19 protein-coding genes are annotated in these 21,811 nt (G+C 38.9%); 18 read left to right on the forward strand and 1 reads right to left on the reverse strand.

The window, feature by feature from the left end; translation table 11 throughout:
• Nucleotides 1-541 precede the first annotated feature (541 nt).
• Nucleotides 542-1,336 carry a PD-(D/E)XK nuclease family transposase gene (locus tag B7989_RS02575; protein ID WP_088627048.1) on the forward strand — a complete coding sequence of 265 codons (795 nt, stop codon included), beginning with the start codon at nt 542-544 and terminating at the stop codon, nt 1,334-1,336.
• 73 nt (nt 1,337-1,409) lie between these two features.
• On the opposite strand, the gene B7989_RS02580 is transcribed toward B7989_RS02575, so the two are convergent.
• Complete coding sequence (locus tag B7989_RS02580; protein ID WP_158212849.1) at nt 1,410-2,369, reverse strand: Fic family protein; 960 nt, start codon at nt 2,367-2,369, stop codon at nt 1,410-1,412.
• Between the two features lie 458 nt (nt 2,370-2,827).
• Here B7989_RS02580 and B7989_RS02585 point away from each other — a divergent pair, with 458 nt between their 5' ends.
• The 17 genes from B7989_RS02585 to glf all read left to right on the forward strand — a co-directional run bounded on the left by B7989_RS02585 (nt 2,828) and on the right by glf (nt 21,811).
• Complete coding sequence (locus tag B7989_RS02585; RefSeq protein ID WP_233144218.1) at nt 2,828-3,358, forward strand: hypothetical protein; 531 nt, start codon at nt 2,828-2,830, stop codon at nt 3,356-3,358.
• Between the two features lie 2 nt (nt 3,359-3,360).
• Nucleotides 3,361-3,978: a sugar transferase gene (locus B7989_RS02590; RefSeq protein WP_088627352.1), complete on the forward strand. Its 618-nt coding sequence runs from the start codon at nt 3,361-3,363 to the stop codon at nt 3,976-3,978.
• Complete coding sequence (locus B7989_RS02595; protein ID WP_088627050.1) at nt 3,975-4,853, forward strand: NAD-dependent epimerase/dehydratase family protein; 879 nt, start codon at nt 3,975-3,977, stop codon at nt 4,851-4,853. Before B7989_RS02590 ends, B7989_RS02595 begins: the two co-directional genes overlap by 4 nt.
• A 26-nt stretch (nt 4,854-4,879) precedes the next feature.
• The gene (locus tag B7989_RS02600) at nt 4,880-5,686 is read left to right on the forward strand and encodes a glycosyltransferase (protein ID WP_158212850.1); all 807 of its coding nucleotides are present in this window, start codon (nt 4,880-4,882) and stop codon (nt 5,684-5,686) included.
• Nucleotides 5,683-6,774: a glycosyltransferase gene (locus B7989_RS02605; protein WP_088627052.1), complete on the forward strand. Its 1,092-nt coding sequence runs from the start codon at nt 5,683-5,685 to the stop codon at nt 6,772-6,774. The genes B7989_RS02600 and B7989_RS02605 overlap by 4 nt, the downstream gene beginning before the upstream one ends.
• Before the next feature lie 9 nt (nt 6,775-6,783).
• The gene (locus B7989_RS02610; RefSeq protein WP_088627053.1) at nt 6,784-7,950 is read left to right on the forward strand and encodes a glycosyltransferase; all 1,167 of its coding nucleotides are present in this window, start codon (nt 6,784-6,786) and stop codon (nt 7,948-7,950) included.
• A 206-nt stretch (nt 7,951-8,156) separates the two neighbouring features.
• Nucleotides 8,157-9,362, forward strand: a complete 1,206-nt coding sequence (locus tag B7989_RS02615; RefSeq protein WP_198959538.1) for an MBOAT family protein — start codon at nt 8,157-8,159, stop codon at nt 9,360-9,362.
• Nucleotides 9,331-10,275, forward strand: coding sequence for a hypothetical protein (locus B7989_RS02620; protein ID WP_144264946.1), 945 nt, complete (start codon nt 9,331-9,333; stop codon nt 10,273-10,275). Before B7989_RS02615 ends, B7989_RS02620 begins: the two co-directional genes overlap by 32 nt.
• A gap of 21 nt (nt 10,276-10,296) precedes the next feature.
• Nucleotides 10,297-11,391 (forward strand): EpsG family protein, encoded by a 1,095-nt coding sequence (locus B7989_RS02625; protein WP_088627055.1) that lies wholly within the window; start codon nt 10,297-10,299, stop codon nt 11,389-11,391.
• On the forward strand, nt 11,392-12,609 hold the full coding sequence (locus B7989_RS02630; protein ID WP_088627056.1) for a glycosyltransferase: 1,218 nt from the start codon (nt 11,392-11,394) through the stop codon (nt 12,607-12,609).
• A 40-nt stretch (nt 12,610-12,649) separates the two neighbouring features.
• On the forward strand, nt 12,650-14,176 hold the full coding sequence (locus tag B7989_RS02635; protein WP_088627057.1) for a lipopolysaccharide biosynthesis protein: 1,527 nt from the start codon (nt 12,650-12,652) through the stop codon (nt 14,174-14,176).
• Nucleotides 14,173-15,435 (forward strand): hypothetical protein, encoded by a 1,263-nt coding sequence (locus B7989_RS02640; protein WP_088627058.1) that lies wholly within the window; start codon nt 14,173-14,175, stop codon nt 15,433-15,435. The genes B7989_RS02635 and B7989_RS02640 overlap by 4 nt, the downstream gene beginning before the upstream one ends.
• Nucleotides 15,432-16,472, forward strand: a complete 1,041-nt coding sequence (locus tag B7989_RS02645; protein WP_088627059.1) for a nitroreductase family protein — start codon at nt 15,432-15,434, stop codon at nt 16,470-16,472. Before B7989_RS02640 ends, B7989_RS02645 begins: the two co-directional genes overlap by 4 nt.
• Nucleotides 16,473-16,489: 17 nt before the next feature.
• On the forward strand, nt 16,490-17,677 hold the full coding sequence (locus B7989_RS02650; protein WP_088627060.1) for a polysaccharide pyruvyl transferase family protein: 1,188 nt from the start codon (nt 16,490-16,492) through the stop codon (nt 17,675-17,677).
• Entirely contained in the window at nt 17,664-18,650 is a 987-nt protein-coding gene (locus B7989_RS02655) for an acyltransferase (protein ID WP_088627061.1), read from the forward strand. The genes B7989_RS02650 and B7989_RS02655 overlap by 14 nt, the downstream gene beginning before the upstream one ends.
• 4 nt (nt 18,651-18,654) lie before the next feature.
• Nucleotides 18,655-20,700, forward strand: a complete 2,046-nt coding sequence (locus tag B7989_RS02660) for a glycosyltransferase (protein WP_088627062.1) — start codon at nt 18,655-18,657, stop codon at nt 20,698-20,700.
• Nucleotides 20,684-21,811, forward strand: a complete 1,128-nt coding sequence (glf, locus tag B7989_RS02665) for a UDP-galactopyranose mutase (RefSeq protein ID WP_088627063.1) — start codon at nt 20,684-20,686, stop codon at nt 21,809-21,811. The genes B7989_RS02660 and glf overlap by 17 nt, the downstream gene beginning before the upstream one ends.

A 21,811-nucleotide genomic window follows, 5' to 3' on the forward strand; every position in this document is an offset into this window, starting at 1 on the left:
TTTGTAAAAGATGTGTAAAACCATCATCCAGACTATAAGGGATTGCTTTAAATAGTCTTTAGTAGTTGCAAGATAATGTTTAAGACGAAATAAGATTTAGAATCCATATCTTTTTCTGAGAAGAGAAAGTTTCTTTAGTCCAGCAGCTCCGCTTAGAACTTCTGCCTTGACGCGACTCCTTGATGCAGGATTCTTTAATGAACGTTCAACAGCGCTAACGAAGGACTTTACTTGCTTGGTCCCTGCTATTGTGAAACTGTTTTTGATACTTGAAGTCGCCATATTTGAAACCTTCTTTTTAAATATACATTAATACAATCGATATTCAAGTCTTTACTTGATTTAGTTAGGCTAAATCCATTCACAAGTTCTGCACGTCTCTTCCCCCAAAAAAATTTGGGGCCGGGTGGTCGGGGAGTGGTGGCCGGGGGAGATTCTCGTTTTTACAAAAGTTTTACGAAAAATTGGTATTCAAACGGACGAAACTGGCGTGTTAATAAAGAGGGGGTGGACCACAATTTAACCCGAAAGGAAAATACAAATGAAAATCAAGTCTTTTGACGACCTAGACATTACCGACCCGATTATGTTCGGACTCGTATTCAGCAACAAGCACATCGCGCAACCATTCATCGAGCATTTGTTAGGCATAAAAATCGACCATCTGGAAACTCCAGTTCCTGAGGCGGTTTTGAGCTTCGATGCGGAGCACAAGGGCGTGCGCTATGATGTTTTTGCTCGCGAAACAAATGAAAACGGCGAAATGATTCGTTCTTTTGATTTGGAAATGCAAATGGTCGATACCAAGGAACTTCCGCAGCGTGCCAGATATTATCAGAGTGTGGGTGATGGTGTTGCTCTTTCAAAGGGAGGTTATTACACTAGCCTCAAGGAGCAGTACATCATTTTTCTTTGCCCTATGGATATTTTTGGGCGAGGTTTCCCCGCTTATCATTTTGAAAATAGGGCGCGTGAGGATTCTAGCGTTATATTGGATGACCGCACTTTCAAAAATTTTTATATCTTTAAGAAGTACGAGGATTTTACGGATCCGGTCGTCAAGGCTTACATGAAGTATTTTGCGACCAGAAATGTGGACTCCCGTGAAACTAGAACCATCAACGATCAAGTGTCTTATTACAAAGCCGACACTCTCATAAGGAGCAAGTACATGACTTTCGAATATGACCTTCATGAAAGCAAGGAAGAAGGCAAAGCTGAAGCCAAACTCGAAATGATTGACGCCATGATTGCAAACGATATTCCTGTTGAGAAAATCGCTGTTATTTCGGGTGTTCCTCTGGATGAGATTCAAAAACGTCGCTCTCAGCGATAAAACATTCCCCCTTCCCCGAAAAAGTTCATGCCCGGATCTGCTGGATTCGGGTGCTTTTTTATTTGCGGTAGGTCTAGTTCCTCATCAAGGATTCCGGTAAGAATCCCTGTTGATTAAGTGCACGGATAAGGCTCACCATCAACGGGCCGCCTGCGAATTTCAGGTAATACTTCCTGGCGCCTTCGGATATGGGGGCGATAAAACCTGCATTCAGCATACTACGAATATATCTGGACCTGGTGTAGGCATTGGGCCAGATGTCGGCTATGTCGGAGGCTTGAAATACGGGCTTTTCTAACGACACTTGCAAAGCAGAGTAGATGTCCTTCCCGATTACGCCTGTGTGTAGGGAATCTTGCAATGCGGGTTTCAGAATGTACTTTCTGACATAATTGATATCTGTCAATTTTTCGGTCTTTTGCAGTTCGTCCAAAAGCCCCTGAAGCACAAACGCGCACCACTGAACCATTGCCTCGTTGTTCTTGGAGTCTGCAACCTTCAGCATTTCGTAGTATTTGTTGCGATCGGAGCAGAATACCGCCGTAGGATTAAACAGCCTGGACTGCCGAGCATCAAAAAGGCGTACGATCATGGCGTAAGTCAATAGCCTTGCGGTTCTGCCGTTTCCGTTGCGGAAGGGGTGTATCCATACGAACTGGTGGTGCGCTACAGAGACCTTCAGAAGGTCGAATTGTTGGTCATACGGTTTATTGATGAACTTTACAAGTTCACGCATCAATGCGGGAACATCGTCCGCGGCGGGGGGCTCATGGTTAGAGCCCGCGATGGTAATAGGCGTGTCGCGATAGCGACCTGCATTGGGGGCGACGGCCATTTTCTGTAATTCGCAAATAAATTGCTCGTCTATGGGCGCACTGCTTACTTCAATGAACTGTAGAGCCTGTTCCAGATTGCCGATTTCTACGAACCCTTCCCTTTCTCTGATTGCGGGCGGCAGATTTTCTTTCGAAACATAGTCCAAGACGGTGGTGTTGTTCCCTTCTATCCTTGAAGAACCGATTGCTTCCAGCAATTGGAAACTGCGCTGCAGCTGGAAAAACCATACCCTTGGAGTGGAACCAGACAGTGCGATACCCCGGAGATGCTCCAGTTTGAAAAGTAGTGTCGTTACCGGAGAGCCGAAACTCACCACAGGCATCATCAATTCTTCTACAATATCTTCCATGACATTTGCTCCATTTCGATAGGAAAATTAGCAAACAATTGCGCTGAGATAATGCGTACAATAGTCAAATTATTGAAAATTTATAAAAATTCCATATTTTTTGTAGATGAAAAGTATAGAAATTTTATAGAAACAATTGACTTTTAATAAAAAGAACAATTGACTTTTGGTGGAGCAATAAAGGATTCTAGTAAGATTTCTGTGATAAATTTGGCTTGAATTGCCCGAAGTTACGTAACAATTACCTATATTTGCCGAGAATTTGTTCAACATAGGTTTTCAAACCATAACCCGAGGTTTGCGGCGTGGCGCAGAACAAGAACCTCCTTATTCTAGGTGCTGGCCAGTATGGCGTCATGGCGAAGGAAATCGCCGAGGCCATGGGCGTTTTCGAGCGTATCGCTTTCCTCGACGACTCTTTCTTGGCTTGTCATCCTGAGCAAGCTACGCGCGTCGAAGGATCTATGGCAGACCTCCCGAAATTCGCCGTCGATTACCGCTACGGGTTCGTGGCTATCGGTAATCCGGAACTCCGCCGCAAGCTTACCGAACAGCTTTTACAAAACAACATGACCCCGGCAACACTCGTGCACCCCACGGCATACGTGAGCCCGAGTGCTAAGCTCGAACAGGGCTGCTGCATCGAGCCGAATGCCACCGTGCAAACCGGGGCGACTCTCGGAACGGCAACCTTCGTGGCGAGCGGAGCCGTTGTCCGCCATAACGCAACCGTTGGCGACTTCAGCCATATAGACTGCAACGCCGTTGTCCAAACGGGCGCTGTTGTCCCTGCGGCGACAAAGGTCGCCTGTAATTCTGTTTTTAACAAGGTCTAATGATGTATAAGCATTTCTTTAAACGCCTTATCGATATCGTTCTTTCTGGATTCGGCATTGTGGTGCTCGCGCTCCCGATGCTTGCCATAGCAATCGCCATCAAGCTGGATAGCAAGGGCCCGGTGTTCTTCAAGCAGAAACGCGTGGGCCTGCATAAGACACATTTTTACATCTACAAGTTTCGCACCATGCGTACCGACACCCCGAAGGATGCTCCGACCCATGAACTGAGCGACCCCAAGAAGTGGATTACGCGAGTGGGCGGGTTCCTGCGCAAAACCAGCCTGGATGAACTCCCGCAGATGTTCAACATTTTCGGCGGCACCATGAGCATTATCGGCCCGCGCCCGGCTCTGTGGAACCAGTACGACCTGATTGCTGAACGCGACAAGTATGGTGCCAACGACGTGCCCGTAGGCCTTACCGGCTGGGCCCAGATTAACGGCCGCGACGAACTGGAAATCCCTGTGAAGGCAGCCCTTGACGGAGAATACGTAAAGCGCCAGAGCTTTGCCTTTGACTGCAAGTGCTTCTTTGGTACGTTTATTAGCGTGCTCAAGAGCGATGGCGTGGTCGAAGGCGGTACCGGCGAACTCCACAAGCAGGAGGCTGCACGATGAAACGCATCCTGATTACCGGAGCCAACAGCTACATTGGCACAAACTTTGCTACCTACCTGGCACAGCCTGAATTTGCGGGCAAATACCAGGTAGATACCCTCGACATGGTGGGTGTTGCTTGGAAGTCCTTTGACTTTTCGCCTTACGATGCCGTTTACCACGTGGCAGGTATTGCCCATAGCGACAATGGCAAGATTAGCGACGAACGCGCCAAGATTTATTACGCTGTGAATACAGACCTTACTATAGTATGCGCCCAGAGGGCGAAGGATGCTGGCGTAAAGCAGTTTGTGTTCATGAGCAGTGCCATTGTGTATGGCGATAGTGCCCCTATTGGTAAGTCCAAGATTATTACCCGCGACACTCCCGTGAACCCGGCCAACTGCTACGGCGACAGCAAGGTGCAGGCTGAAAATGGCCTGCGTCAGCTAGATTGCGATACCTTCAAGGTTGTGATTTTGCGCCCGCCCATGATTTTTGGCAAGTACAGTAAGGGCAATTATCCGTTACTCAGTAAACTTGCTCGGAAACTCCCGGTGTTCCCGAAGGTGGATAATTGCCGCAGCATGCTCTACATTGGCAACTTGGTGGAATTTGTTCGCCTGATGATCGAAAACGAAGAGCAGGGAACCTTCTGGCCGCAGAACCCGCAGTATAGCAACACTAGCGAAGTGATTGCACAAATCGCGAAGGCTCACGGCAAGCGCTGCGTGCTTATTCCCGGATTCGGCTGGGCTCTCAAGATTCTTTCACATGCCACTGGTTTGGTGAATAAGGCCTTTGGCAACCTTGCTTACGACCAGAGCCTGAGCGTGTACAAGGAACCCTACCAGAAGTATAGCCTGCAAGAAGCTATCGAAAGGACGGAAAAGTAGAAATGGCTCAACCGTATAGTGTTTTGATGGCTGTGTACAAGAAAGATGATCCGTCTTTCTTGTCAACTGCTGTAGAAAGCATGCTTAAGCAGACTATTCTTTGTGAACAGTTTATTATTGTTGAAGATGGCCCTTTGCCGGAGAGCCTTCAAGTAATTATTGATAAGTACGAAAAGAATTCCCCAGAGTTGTTCACTGTTGTAAGGTTAAGTGAAAATAAGGGTCTCGCGAATGCATTGAATAATGGAATTGCGGTTTCTCGAAATGAACTTATTGCGAGAATGGATAGTGATGATATATCGTTTCCGAAAAGGTGCGAAAAACAACTGTTAATGTTTCAGCAGGATTCTGATTTAGCTCTTGTTGGAACAGCTACGCTTGACTTTTTTGATTCGCCAGAGAATGCTAAGCCTAGTGTTCGCCCGACTCCCGCAAAAGCAGAAGAAATAAAGAGAATCTTAAAACGAAATGATCCTTTTGCGCATCCCACTGTTATGTATAAAAAATCTGTAATACAAGCGTGTGGCGGCTATGATGCGTCTCTGCGTCGTGTGGAAGATTATGAATTGTTTTCACATTTGGTTGCCTTAGGCTATAAAGCGACGAATATAGAAGAACCGCTGCTCTATTATAGGGCGAATAAAATGATGCTTTTACGCAATAGAAGTAAAATTAACAGGAATACTCGTATTCTTGTCCAGAAAAAGATATATCGCCGCGGTGAATGTTCGTTTCTTGACTATTTGTATGTTTTCTTTGCCATGAAAGTTGCTGGATTGATACCATCGTTTATTTATGAAAAAGCTTATAATTTGGTCAAGAAAAAATCATGAAACGAGTTTTGTTTATTTTACCAACTCTTACTAATGGAGGCGCTGAAAAAGTTGCCTCAATTATCGCCAATGCCTTATGTACGAAATTTGCTGTTGATTTCCTGCTTTTAGAAAATGATAATAAAGAATGCTACTTTTTGAATGAAAACATCGCCATAAAGAATTTAGGCGTGCGAATATCTCATCGAGGAAACAAATTTTTAACGGTATGTGCGTTCTTTAGGAGCTTTCTCAAACAATATATAGGTGTTAAATCAGCTTTGAAAATATTAAAACCAGATGTGGTTGTGTCATTTTTGCCTAAAGCTGATTTGTTTGCGTATTTATTCAAAAATAAAATTGGTTACAAATGGATTTCTTCGGAAAGAAACGATCCTACTGTGAGAAATGCCGTTGAAAGAAATGTTCTTGAAATAATATATAGGCGATGTGATACTTTTGTATGCCAAAGTTCAGTTGTTGCTAGGTATTATGAAAAAAGGCGTGTTAAAAATTGTATTGTAATTCCGAATCCTATTTGTAATTTGGAAGAAAATAAGATTGAGAATGTTCCTTATGATGACTATATGGTTGCTGTTGGTCGATTTAATGAACAAAAAAATTATTCGTTGTTAGTAAATGCTTATTCTGATGCTTTAAAAGAGATGTCTTTTAAAACTAAGCTTGTTATTGTTGGTGATGGCCCGCTTTGGGATAATATTAAAGCCCTTATAACAGAAAAAAATCTTTTGGAAAAAGTAATACTTTTAGGTAGAAAAAATAATGTTAACGACTATTTGAAGAAAGCCAAATTTTTTGTATTGACATCTAATTATGAGGGTATGCCTAATGTGTTGATCGAGGCTATGTCTGCGGGCTTGCCAGTTGTGTCAACCGATTTTTTTACTGGTGTTGCTCGCGAATTAATTTCCGACGAAAATGGTGTTGTTGTGCCTGTGGGCGACCGACTTGAATTAAAGAAAGCGCTTTTGAAAATGGTGGGGAAAAAAGAAGAGGAATTGAAGATGATGGGGACTTTGGGAAGAAAACATCTTAAGCATATGGATAAAGAGTCTGTATGTGGTTTATGGGAAAAGATTTTTGCATAGAAGGCTTTTATGGAAATTTTATATTCTTTAAACGCGTTGTTTCCTTATGGAACTCCTATTGCTTCAAGAACGCTCAACATTTGTCGAATATTACACTCTATGGGACATAGAGTCCATCTCTTTTGTGATTACTTGAGCGAACCTTCTATTTGTGATGAATCTAAAGATTTTGCAGTGCTTGAAGGAATAAACATTCACTTCTCTTTTGTGCAACGGAATTTTAAATCTCAGTTGTTTAAATCTTTGCATGCGTCAAGAAAAATTGAGAATTTCTTGAAAAAGAATCATGTCGATTTGATAATTGCAACGACAAATGCCGAACGATTCTTGATGACTTCAAAAATCGCCGCAAGGTATAACATTCCGTTGTTGTTAGAAATTTGTGAAAAATACCATTATTCAAATTGGTCTTTTGGCCGCTTTAATCCGAGATATTATACATTTCTTAGATGTTGGAAAAAGGAATATATGAAAGCGGATGGCGTTATTGCTATCAGCAGATTTCTTGAAAAACATTTTACTGAATATGGGAAAAAAACTATTAGGATGCCTTCTGTCTTGGACGTTTCTAAAATTCCATGCAGACTAACGAGTACTTCAGATAATTGTGTTAGATTTGTTTTTTCTGGAGGATTGGGAAATGGCAAAGATTCCTTGGCTGAATTTATGATTGCTTTGAATAATGTCAAGGGAAAACTTTCTCGAAAAATAGAGCTGAATATTTATGGCCCAACAAAAACTGCTGTACTGAATCAGCTTGGAAAAAAAGCGTATGTTGCTCACGAATTGGATGATATAGTGTGCTATCATGGTCGAATTCCTCAAAATGAAATTCCTCTGCGTTTACTTGAAAACGATTTTGGGATTATATTACGTCCTCAAAGAGAATCTTCTAATGCCGGTTTTCCAACTAAATTGGCGGAATATATGTCCGCAGGGCTTCCTGTTCTGGCAAATGATACAGGTGACATTGGTTTGTATCTTAATTCAACCAATGGCTGTTTGTTGGAAAACAAAAGTGTAAAAAAAATTGAACAAGCTGTTCTTGCAATAGACTCGATGTCTAAAGAAAAATTGTCTGATATGCGAAAAGCAGCTCGTAAAACTGCGGAGGAAAATTTTGATTACCATATTTATGCTCCGCTTTTGAGAGACTTTTTACAGAACATTCGATAAGATGCTTTTTACTGATTTCAAATTCTTTTTCGTGATGCCTATAATATTTACTATTTATTGGCTTATTCCGCTGCGTCTAAATTGGATCAGGAAAGTATTTTTGCTTATTGTTAGTTATTTGCTGTACATGAATTTTAACCCCTCGTATGCACTGCTTTTGTTGGTGATATCCTTGATTACATTTTACGGTGCTAAGATGCTGGAAAATGGCTCAATATTTGCAAGGGGGGGGTAAAATTGTTGCAATTCTTGTTTTAATTCCATTGGTTGCCTTCAAATATTACAACTTTATCAATGACTCAATGTTTGATTTTTTATCTATAATCCATCTGCGTTTTCGCCTGCCTGGTTTGAATTGGGCGATTCCTGTAGGAATCAGCTTTTTTACATTTCAAGCTTTAGGCTATTTTTTGGATGTATATCATAAGAGAATTTCTGCAGAGAAAAACCTGATGGATTATCTACTTTTTGTCTCTTTTTTTCCTCAGGTTGCATCAGGACCGATTAGTAAGGCCTCCGAGCTTTTGCCTCAAATAAAAAAAATAAAGGTTTTTTCTTATGATAAGGCTGTAAACGGATGTCGGTATTTTTTATGGGGCTTATTCTTGAAAATTGCATTGGCAGATAGAGCCGATGTATATGTTGCAAAAGTATTAGGCAATTATGAAAATTTCTCTGGTTTAAATTGTCTTTTGGCGTCTTTTATGTACAGCATTCAGATATATGCTGATTTTGCTGGTTATTCCTTTATGGCTATAGGAGTGGGAAAACTATTAGGTTTTGATCTCATAAACAATTTTAACCATCCGTATTTTTCGATGAGTGTTACTGATTTTTGGAGACGCTGGCATATTTCGCTATCCCGTTGGCTTAAGGATTATGTCTATATTCCTCTTGGTGGAAGTCGCTGCTCTAGACTTAGAAATTACGTTAACATCTTAATTACGTTTCTTGTTAGTGGGCTATGGCATGGTGCCAATTGGACTTTTATTATCTGGGGCGTTTTTCATGGTGTATGTCAAGTGATAGAAAAAATGTCTGGGTTGCCAAAAATAGAGTCGAAAGGTTTTTTCCGTGCAACTAGAATTCTTGTAACTTTCACTATTGTTAGCTTTGCTTGGATTATCTTCCGCAGCTCTTCTATTGGCAATGCATATAATATTGTTTATTCCATTCTGACATTGTATAAAAACCTAACAGTCTCTATGGCTGGATCAGATGTTTTGGCATATTTCTTTGTTGCATTTGTGCCTTTTATTGCGTTTGAAGTGTTGCATGAGTTTTATTCGGATTTATATAAAAAATTGAAGAAAGTTTTTCTTATTCGTTGGACTGCTTATATTGTGATAATGTCTTTAATTTTATTGATAGGTGTTTTTGATGGAAGTCAGTTCATTTATGCAAATTTCTAATATGCAAAGATTTGTTGTGAAAATGGTTGCGTTTGTTTTGTGCATGCTTGTTGTTGATGCGTTCTGTGGTATTGCATTCTCTTTTTTTAGAAACCATGCAAAAGGAGGCTCTACACAAGAAGCAAACTATATTGCGGAACAATGTAACGCTGATATACTCATTCTGGGATCGTCCCGAGCAAATCATCACTACAATCCTGTTATATTAGATTCTATCGGTGGATTTGCTTATAATGGTGGAATTGATGGCCAAGGTATTGTATTAGGTCTAGGGAGATATCTAATGTGTGCTGAGAATCATGTTCCGAAGATTGTAATTTACGAGATTACACCTGAATTTGATTACTTGGCGTACGGGCAAAATTCAAAATACTTCGGTTTTTTACGTCCCTATTATGAAAAAGCTGGGGTTGAATCGATTTTTGAAAAAATTGAAACCCCTTTTAATCGTTTAAAATTGCATTCGCAAATGTATCGGAATAATTCAAAATTGTTGTCTAATGTACGTGATTTATTTGTAAAAGGTCAAAATACACGTGGCTATTATCCGCAACACGGAACGTTGAATAAGAATTTAAAAGAAAATGAGGGAGAAAGGTCTATTGTGATAGATTCTGTCAAATTGTCTATGATGGAGTCCTTGATTAATGAAACCGCAAAAAGGGGTACAAAACTCTATTTTGCGATCAGTCCAAGATTCCTCACCGTTAATGATAATAAAGTTTTGTTGATGTATCAGCCAGGTATTGAATTGGCGCAAAAATATAATGTGCCTGTTTTAAATTATATCTTTACAACGGGTTTGTCCGATAATTCTGAAATGTTTGTAGATTATGTTCATATGAATGACATTGGCTCCGCTATTTATTCGCGTATGATTGTGTCTAAAATATCTAATTTGAATGGTGATTAATAGAAAGATGGTTTATTATAAATGCTCGTACTTGTAGTTGCTAGTATAATTGCTTTAATTGTAACCTTTTATGCCTCAAGGGATGAAATTCCTTTTGGGTTGGAATTTGCGTTTTTGCTCATTACTTTTGTCGCTGCAATCCATTATAATTACGGAAATGATTATCAATCATATGCCACCATATTTGATGTTGTCACAAGGCACGATTTTTCCTATGAAGGTCTGATAAAGCATACGTTTTATAAAGAGTCTGGATGGGCTTTGTTGTGCTTTATATTTAAACCAGTCGGTTTTTTATGGATGGTCGTTTTTTTAAGTATTGTTCAAAATCTTATTTATTACAGTTTCGTTCGCTTTTATGTTCCTAAGGAATGGTGGCTGTTGGGGGTATTTATTTATTTAACAAGTAAGTCGCTTTATATTTTGAACATGTCTATGATGCGGCAGGGACTTGCGATTGCACTATTTCTGCTTGCTTGGCCTTTTATTCAAAAAAAGAAACCTCTTGGAATTGCGGTTGCGACACTTATTATTTTTGTTGCGACAACAATTCATTCTTCGGCGTTAATCCTATATCCATTTGTTTTTTGGGGGTATATACCAATGAAAAATGGACGAATAAATGGGATTATTTTATTAATCCTTTTTGTAATACTTTTTTCTTCCGTTGATTTTCTTAATTCGATATTAATTCAATTTGCAGAGATTGAAGATCTGCAAGAATACTTCAAAATGTTCGAGAATCGAGCGACTTCTAAATTTGGTCTTGGCTTTATTCTTCTGACGATACCTTTTGTAATTTCGGTAGTCTTTTTGATATTTAACAAAAATGCAACGACAGAAGAAAAGCAGTTTGTGACGATAGCTTCTTTGGGATCTTTGATAATTCCATTTGTTCAAATAATTTCAATGCTTGCTCGCGTTGGGTATTATTTTGCTCCATTTACAATTGTTTCTGTTCCGATTACATATAGGTGGCTTCCTAATCCTTTGAAAAAGATATTTGTATCATTGTTTGTTTTTATTATGATTTTTGATTATTGGAACTTCTTCCATTCTGATATTTTTACTGCTGCGTATCTAACATTTCACTCGGTCTTTGAGGTCATTTTTTAGATGAATGTATTTGAAATAAATTCATGGGATGTTGGAAGTACGGGCAAAATTATGCTCCAAATTTCGGCAAGGGGCTTTGAAAAAGGAGTGCCTGTTCAAACGGTGTCTTCAAAATGGAATGGACGTAAACAATTTAAATCTCAGAATAACAATCCAAGACATTATTATTTAGGTTCATTTTTGTCTTCGGCTGTACACTATATTTTGGGAAGTAAATTAGGCCTGCTAGGTTTTTTTTCATTATTGAATACAGTAAAATTGTGCTGCTTGATGAAGAAAAAAAGAGTTGAATTAATTCATCTTCACAATTTGCATGGGTTTTACATAAATTTGCCCATTCTTTTTCGTTTCATTAAGAAGTACAATATTCCAGTGATTTGGACGTTGCATGATTGTTGGAGCTTTACTGGACGTTGTCCTTATTTTGATCTGACAAATTGCGATATGTGGAAGACTGGGTGTCATGACTGCCCATACCCGAAAAAAAACTATCCACCATCGTATATTGATACTTCAAGAATAATGTGGAAATGCAAACGTAAGTGGTTCTCTGGTGTTAGAAATATGACTGTTGTGACTCCTTCACAATGGCTCGGGAATTTAGTAAAACAGTCTTTTTTGAGGGATTATCCGGTTAAGGTAATTAACAACGGCATTGATTTGACTGTGTTTAAACCAACTGAAAATGATTTTCGTGATCGTTTCGGTCTTGTTGGCAAGAAACTTGTACTCGGAGTGGCTTTCGGCTGGGGCAAACGCAAAGGGATAGATGTGTTCGTTGAACTTTCGAAGCGATTGCCTAGCAACTATCAAATTGTGCTTGTTGGTACGGACGAAAATGTGGAAAAAATTTTGCCTGCTAATATCATCTCTATTCGTCGTACACAGAACCAAAAAGAACTTGCTGAAATCTACACTGCCGCCGATGTGTTTGCGAATCCCACTAGGGAAGAAAATTATCCAACTGTTAATATGGAAAGCCTCGCTTGTGGAACGCCTGTTGTCACATTTAAAACAGGTGGAAGTCCTGAAATGTTAGACGAAACTTGTGGAACAGTCGTCCCCTACGATGATGTTGAGGCTATGGAAATAGAAATTCGCAGAGTTTGTGAAGAAAATCCGTTTTCGAAGGAAGCCTGTATTGCTCATTCAAAAAAATTTGATATGAATGCAAGATTTCAAGAATATGTAGATTTGTATAGAACATTCGCTTTATGAATGTGGTAAAAAAGGTATTTGAACAAATAGATAAATTTTTATGTCTGGGAAACGACAAATTGCGAAGAATATGATATTTAATACCATTTCTTTTGGTATTAATTTCATCATTTCTTTTTTCTTTACCCCGTATCTTATTAGAACTGTGGGTAAAGAGGCATATAGTTTTTTTCCTTTAGTGAACAACATCATTGGTTATTCAAGCATTCTTACTGCGGCTGTGGGCTCAATGGGTGGGCGATTTATAACCATGAGTTTTTATCAAAATGACAGGGAAAGCGCAAATCAATATTTTAATTCCATTTGGGTGGCCAATATCTTTCTGTCAATTTTGTTTACTTTGGTGTCAATTGTTGTAATTGTATTTATATCAGATATTCTCACTGTACCTGAATATCTTAAAACGGATGTTCAATGGCTGTTTGCATTTGGTGTAATATCGATGATTTTGGGACTTCTTACGGGGCTGTTTGGCATAGGTACGTATGTTAAGAATCGACTTGATTTGCTGGCTTCACGTAATGTTTTGATAAACGTAATTCGGGTGCTATGCATACTTTTGCTGTTTTATATTTTTAAGCCTACAATTGTTTTTATGAGCTTGTCGGCTTTTGTTGCCGCTATAGTTGGACTTTGTTTTAATATATCGTTTAAGAAAAAACTTCTTCCTGAACTAACTGTAAACCCCCAAAAATATTTTTCATGGAATAAGATAAAAGAGACCACTTTTTCTGGTATGTGGAATTCCCTAAACCAATTAAGTTCGGTTCTTCTTAATCAAGTCGATTTGTTGATAACCAACGTCTTTATCGGGGCTGCTGCTACTGGGGATTATTCTATTGCAAAGACTGCTCCAATATTGGTATTGAATCTTTTAAGCATACTTTCTGGTACATTCATGCCTCATTTTAACATTTTGTATGCTAAGAACCAAACGACAGAATTGATTAAAGACGTATCTCGTTCTATAGAGTTGGTTTCTTTACTTATCGGTATTCCGATGGGTTTCTTACTTGTTTTTAGTGGGGAATTCTTTGAATTATGGGTGCCAGGTCAAGATTCTGAGATGCTTTATTGGTTAAGCTTTTTAACTGTAGCGCCTTTGATTGTCGGCGCGACGATTAACCCTGTTTATGGTTTGTTTGGGGTTGTCAACAAGTTGAAGGTCCCGTCAATAGCAGTTCTCATTGGCAGTTCTATGCAGACCATAGTGATATTGATTCTCATAAACACAACAGAATTGGGAATATGGTCTATTCCTATTGTGTCTGGTATACAAGCTGTTTTGCGAAACGTCATTTTCACAACAGTATATGGTGGCCTTTGTCTGGGACGGAAATGGAATACTTTTTTCCCTGCGCTTATAAAGGGAATTCTGGCTATGCTTGTTGTTGTTGGCGTTTGTCTTGCTTTAAAACCGTTTGTGAAAATAGATAATTTTTTAATTTTGCTTGCAGTATTTGCTCTTGCGGGAATTATCTCGATAGCTATTAATATCAATATTATATTTGATAGGCATGAACGTGTCATTGTATTTAACATGATAAAAAATAAAATAAAGCGATGAGTCAGATGAAAAATGTTACGTTAAAAAGCATTAATATTTCTGGGAACAGATGTGAATACGTCTTTGAATATCCTGATGAAATGTCTCGCTATATTGCAGATGGCTCTCAAACGTTGTTTGTAGAGTTGCCTGCCCAATATAATTTAAAAGACGTTCCAGAAGCGCTTCTTGCAGTTCCTTTTGTAGGAGGTATGATGTGTGTAACCATGTTGTTGGGGTACGGAATAAAAGTTCCTGAGTTAGATAAAACATTTTTTGAAAGTGTTCCTCACATAAAGAACGCTTTTCATAAAATGTTCCCCTATGCGAAATTCTGTTTTGATGTTGATGTTGAGAAAATAGTGGATTGTTGTTACGAAACTCAGAATGTGCCTTCTGTTTTCTTTTCGGGAGGATTGGATGCGACAAGCGCCCTGATTGAGCATATAGAAGAGAATCCTCTAATGATCAATATTTATGGGGGTGATTTATTGCTAACTGATACTGATTCGCATGTTGCTTTGGATCAATACTTCAGAAGATTAACTGGTCAAATAGGCAATGAATATGCATTTGTGAAGTCGAATTGTCGAAGATTTTTTAATGAAAGAAAAATTGAAATAGATTATTTGGATAATATTTTAAAGCCCGAGGAAAACCATGGATGGTGGGCGAGTATTGCGCACATATTATCCATGTCCTCTGTTATAGCACCAATAGAATACTTAACGAAGACTGCAATCAATTATATAGGTTCTGGTTATTCTTCAAAATCAAAAGGTTTTGACGCGAATAATATTAATATGGTTAATGCGATTAAGTTTGCTTCTTGCAGATTCTCATTGGTGGATGATTCTCTAGAGAGAGATGACAAGGTTACAAAAGTTATAAAATATTGTACTGCAAATAAGTTGAATGTTGAAATTAAGGTATGCTGGTTTGCAAAAGCTTCTGAAAATTGTTCGCATTGTGAAAAATGCTACCGGACCATATTGGAAATACTAAGTAATCATGCCAATCCTAATGATTATGGCTTTAGGATGGATGCTCAAGGCTATAAGGAAATGCATAAATTTGCCAAATATAATATGGTAAATACAGCATTTTGGGGCGCTTCGCAAAAGGCTTTTTTGGCAGATAAAGATTATTGGGCGAAGAAAAAAGAGATTTCATGGATATTAGATTTTGACTTCAATAATCCACGAAGGCTTGCATTATATGGCTTATATCGAAAAGTTCGTGGCTTTGCGGGTAGGGTGAAAAGGAAAATTATAGGATGAAGAAAAATATTATGTCGGTTGTAAGAAAAATCATGTACCACGCAGTGCATCCATTAGCAGCACTGCAAAAAATTAGATATCTTGGCAAAAACCATTTGGAAGTGACTGCCATCAAGACGATGAAGTATGACTTGGCTCGATATGTCAAATATGCAGGCGTATTTCATCCGGATACGAAAGAGAATCTTGAGGCAAGGATTATTCATACTTATCATGGGTTGGAGAAGGGGTTGACGATGCCAAACCGAAAATTTAACTTCGGCCATGATGCGGTTTCAAGCCTTGTTGAACTAATAAAATTGTATACGACTAAATTTGGGAAACTAGAAGGTCAGGTAGAGCATGCTGTTGGTATTCTTAAAGCGTATCTTGATATGCATAAGGAATATGACGGAAAAGATTCTACGGGTTTCTGGAGTGCAATTCATAAAGTGACTGATGATTATCCGTTGATTCAGCCCGCAATTCAGCCTCACGTATCTTCTGCAGATTTTTACAAATATGTTACTTCTGATTTTGCAAAATTTGCAAAATCGAGGCACACCTTGCGTCATTATACAGGCCATGTCAGCGAAGAGGAAATACAAAAAGCAGTAGAACTTGCTATGACAGCTCCTTCAGCTTGTAATAGGCAACCTGTAAGAGTTCATTGCGTTTGCGAAAAAGAAATGGTTGATGAAGTTTTGATGCTGCAAAGTGGAAATAGAGGCTTTGGTAAAGATGCCGATAAAGTTTTGATAATTTCGGGCGATTTGGCCGATGTTTGTTGGGTTGATGAACGGTATGACACCTACACGAATTGCGGCATATTTATAATGAATCTTTGTTATTCGTTGTTTTATTATAAAATAGCTCATTGCGTTTTGAATTGGTCTATCTGTGTAGATCCTATAAAAGATCGACGACTCCATGAACTTGCGGGAATTCCTGATAGTGAGGTTGTTGCGGCCATGATTACATGTGGAAAAACTCCCGATGTAGTAGATGTGGCGGAATCTCCAAGAAAAGATGTTTCTGAAATATTAAGGTTTCACTAATAGCAACGAGATGATGCGTGAAAGTTGGTATACTTACATATCATTCTGAAATGAATTATGGATGCACTTTGCAGGCTTTTGCAATGCAAGAGGCGTACAAGGAATTGGGCCAAGATCCGATCATTATTGATAGATTCATTACGCCTAGCAATTCGCTTTTATTGGGACCACTGTCTAGAAAAGGTTTTAAAGGATTCATCAAGAATGTTGTTTTTTGCATTTTTGGCTGCGGCACTTTCTCTATGATCGTAAGAGTTTTGAAAACTCTACGATTTCATAAGAAATATATGTATAAGACCCCTTATTCATTTTACGATTGGAATGATGCGCCCAAGAGCTTGGGTGTTGATATGATTTCTGTTGGTAGCGACCAAATATGGAATGCGAATCTCTATTCTCCGGTGCCGTATTTATTAAAGGGTATACCAAATACAATTCCAGGCATTTCTTATGCGGCAAGTATTGGAATGCCTGAATTATCTCCACAATATTTACAAGAGTTCAAAGATGGTTTTGCTAAGTTTAAGGCTATTAGCGTTCGAGAAAAACAAGGCGTAAAACTAGTCAACGGCCTAGGTTTTTCGGCTACACAAGTTGTTGACCCTACCTTATTAGTTAATCCTGCATTATGGAAAAAATTCAAAAGCAATAAGATCTATAAGAAAAAACGTCTTCTATGTTATACCTTGGCAGAAGAGTTGTTGGAACTTTTACCGAAACTTGAAAAATTCTCGAAAGATAACGATTGCGACGTTGTGGTTTTTCCTGATAGATTCGAAAAATGGTATGGTTTTAAGCCGCTAAACGTTCTCAAAACTCAGAAACTAAGACTTCGTCTACTAAAGTCTCCTGTTAAGGTTTTTATATCTGCGGCAATAGAAGATTTTATGAGGGAAATATCTGCTGCAACTTGGATTGTTACAAATTCATATCATGCAATGATGTTTTCTGTGATATACAGACGGAATATTCGAATAATTGTTCCATCTGATAAGGTCCGTCAAGGAATGCATGCGAGAATGCAGGAATTTGAGGGAACTATTGTTGAAGGTCCATTAATGCAAGCAAGTACGGCAGATGCGTTGAAGTCTTTTGAAAAAGGTGAAATTGTGTCAGTTAACGAAATTGAATTGAGCAATCGAATAAAAAAATCAAAAGAATGGTTGAAGTCACAATTAATAACAATAAAAAATGAAGTCAATTAGCCCTGAATTAAGTTCTCGTATTTCGTCTTTGAGCTTTGTATGCGCCTGCATGGTTGTGCTCATTCATGTGCCGGTGCCCTCGACAACCGGCTCTTGGGGGTGGTATTTAAGCAGCATTTTCTCTTATGGAGTGTGCTTGATTTCAGTTCCGTTCTTTTTTATTATAAGTGGATTTTTTCTTGGAAGGCACTTGGATGAAGATGGGTGGTATAAGAAGGCTCTGAAGAAACGAGTGAGAAGTTTACTAATACCTTATATTGTGTTCAATGCGCTCTATTGGGGATTGACTCATGTGGATTTTGAGTTGTGGAACATGAAAAATATTGTAGTTGGCATTGTTGGATATCCTTTTGGATATCCGTCATTAGGCCCGACTTGGTATATAAGATCTCTTTTGATATTTGTAGCATTAAGTCCGTTATTGTCTCATAGATTGTTATTAACGGGGGGGGGGACGTTTATTGTGGCTATATTCTTTTTGATTTTGTCAGATTATAATCCGGACTTGAAAATCATAAAACTATTGAAGTATACATTTTCTATACAAAATTTATTTTATTTTGTGACCGGATTGATATTATCAAAACGAAATTTGCTGGTAAGTCAGTCTTTAGCAAAGTTTGCTGCAGCATCGGCTTTTGTGATACTTATTTTCAAGGTTTATTTTGAATCACGGGGTTTTGCCATTCCCACTATATGGAGATTGCTGTTTTGTCCGCTAACATTAATTGCTTTTTGGAAACTATTTCCAAAAGTGAATATGAGTGAAAATATAACCGCCTTGGCATTCCCGATATTTTTATTACATTATTTTTCTTTAATAGTTTTAACAAAAATGAACTTAGATTACAATAGTGCCTTCGGGTTTATTGGAGGTTACGCCTTTATGCTGATTAGTTCACTTTGCGTTTCTTTTTTGATTAGAAGAATCCTCCCTGATAAGATTATCTCATTTATGTTTGGTGGAAGATAGAGTAATGATTAAAGTATCAATCGCTATCCCCGTTTATAATGTATCAAAATATGTGGAAAAGTCATTACGTTCTGCATTAGATCAAGACTTTCAAGAGAAATATGAAATCATTCTTGTTGATGATTGTGGAACGGATGATAGCATGATGGTCGTTGACCGCGTTATTGCTAGTCATGCTAGAGGAAATATTGTCCGAATTATTCGGCATGAAAAAAATATGGGATTAGGTCCAGCAAGAAATACCGCAATCAACAACGCAAATGGGCTATACATATTCTTTCTTGACTCAGATGATTGGATTTCGCAGGATTGTCTTTCTGTTCTTTATAAAAAAGCTGTTGAGACAAAAGCTGATGCTGTTGTAGGTTCTGTTGAACGGGTTGAAGATGAAACATTGCGTCAGCTCGGGCAAAATCAATATCCTGATACTGTTGTTTGTCATAATGGCGCTGGCGTATGGATGGTGAATCACAAACCGGATATGCACATTGAAGTATGGAATAAACTTTTTCGGACAGAATTCCTTCGAAAAAACAGGATTTGTTTTGTACATAGAATATTTGAAGATTACTATTTCGATTTTCGTTTTCGTGCGTCTGCTCAAACAATCGCCTTCTGCTCTGAAAAAACTTTGTTTTATAATATTCGCCAAAATTCCATTTTGACAACACTCAAGGCGACAAAGGGTTCTGATGAATCCGTTAAAACTTTTTGTGAAATCTTGCGCTATCTCCAGGAAATGCTGGTAAATGAATACTCCTCTATAATGGATGTATATGACTTGTATTTCCAAAGGGTTATTTGGGTATTTGAAAATTTCGCTAGGTACCAATATTCAGAAGACCAATGGAAATACATAAAAGAGCATGTTAAAGGTTTTTGTTCTGTTATTCCAAATATTTCAGCCTTGCACAGCTCTCGGAATAAATTCATCTATAAAAGAATTGCCCAAAATGAGAGTCTGGATTTGTTTTACAAAGTCAATAGACAGTATTTTAAGTTAGATAAGTGGAAAAAAAGAATCGGTATGCTTAGACAAGTGGAACCGATGTACGTTTTAGGAAGAGTAAAAAATAAAATAGAATGGCTCCTTTTGGGAGGAAAGAAAAAAGCTGAACAATTTGCTTATCAGAGGGGCTTGAATCAGCAGCATTGTTATGATTTCCCTGCAGAATCTAACGGATGGAAAAAATTGAACCGTTCGCCAGTTTATGGAAATGAACTGACAGGAACGATTTTCGATCCCTTTGTGATGAATTATGGCGATTCATTCCTTATGGTTGCGTCCGAACGAAAGTCGGGAAACTTGATATCGCTTCATTCTAAAGATGGGGTGCGATGGTCAAGACCGTCTACCATATTGCATGGCGTAAAGAATTCTTGGGAAACTGTAGTTAACCGAGCTTGTGTTATTAATGTTTGTGGAACTTGGCATTTGTGGTATACTGGGCAAAATAACGGCAAAGGATGTATCGGCCATCTTACTAGTAACAATTTAAGGCAATTTAAAAGACCTGCAACAAGCAAACCGATTCTTTCGCCAACTTTAAAAGCAGAAGGGCGCTCCGTAATGAATCCTTGTGTGTTGTGGGATGAACAAAAACGCGTATTTCGTATGTGGTATGCCGCAGGTGAAAATTATGAACCCGATGCTATTTTTTATGCAGAAAGTATAGATGGCGACAAATGGGAAAAATTTGATCGCCCTGTACTTACGAAAATAGAATCTCGTGAGTGGGAGCTCTATAAGGTTGGCGGGTGTGATGTAAAATTACTTGCGGATGGTTCATATATTATGTACTACATTGGCTACCAGAATCTTGATGTTGCAAGAATTTGTTTTGCCACATCTAAAGACGGATTAGAATGGTGTCGATCAGAAAATAATCTCTGTATTGCGCCATCAAAAGATTCTTGGGACGCTCATGCCTGTTATAAACCGGCTGTTGTTATAAAAGAAAATAAAGAATTAATGTGGTATAATGGACGCAAAAATAATTGCGAGTATATAGGTTTAGCTGTAAAGGAAAAAAATGAATATAAAGTATGACTATCTTGTTGTAGGTTCCGGCCTGTTCGGGGCGACTTTTGCATTCCGTGCTGTGAAGGCAGGCAAGAAATGCTTGATCATTGACAAACGCCCCCATCTGGGTGGAAACGTTTATTGCGAAAATGTGGAGGGCATAAATGTTCATAAGTATGGCGCCCATATTTTTCATACCAACAACAAGCAGGTGTGGGACTTCGTGAATTCTATTGTGGAATTCAATCGGTACACGAATAGTCCTGTCGCAAATTATAAGGGTAAGCTTTATAACTTGCCGTTCAATATGAATACGTTCTACCAGATGTGGGGCGTAACCACTCCGGCAGAAGCCCAAGCTAAAATTGAAGAGCAGAAGGCAGAGGCTCTGTCGGCTTTAAATGGCCGTGAGCCCGCTAATCTTGAAGAACAGGCGCTGACGCTTGTCGGTAAGGATATCTTTGAAAAACTCATCAAGGAATACACCGAAAAGCAGTGGGGCAGAAATTGCAAGGACTTGCCTGCGTTCATTATCAAACGTCTCCCGGTGCGTTTGGTCTTTGATAATAATTACTTCAATGACCGCTATCAAGGAATCCCTATTGGTGGGTACAACAAGCTTATTGACGGCTTGCTGGAGGGCGTTGAAACTCGCACGGGCGTAGACTTCTTCGCAGAATACAAAAATAATTGGCGTGATGTGGCGGATAAACTCGTCTATACAGGAGCTATTGACGAATATTTCGGTTACAAGCTCGGAAAGCTAGATTGGCGTACGGTCAGCTTTAAGACGCGTGTCGAAAACACCCCGAATTACCAGGGAAATGCCGTCGTAAATTATACGTCGCATGATCAGCCTTATACCCGTATTATTGAACACAAACATTTTGAAATGTTCGGACAGACTGTTTACGATTGTCCTAGGACGGTTGTTTCGGAAGAGTATTCAACAGAATACAAAGACGGGATGGAACCTTATTATCCTGTCAATGATGAACGTAATAATGCCTTGGCTGAAGAATACCGTAAACTGGCGTCTGCAGAAAAGGATGTTGTGTTTGGCGGTCGACTGGCACAATACAAGTACTATGATATGGCTCCAGTTATTGAACAGGTGCTGTGTATCAAGGAGGTTTAA

Origin of the sequence: Fibrobacter sp. UWB5 (assembly GCF_002210295.1) — a bacterium.
In the GTDB taxonomy this organism is placed as follows: domain Bacteria; phylum Fibrobacterota; class Fibrobacteria; order Fibrobacterales; family Fibrobacteraceae; genus Fibrobacter.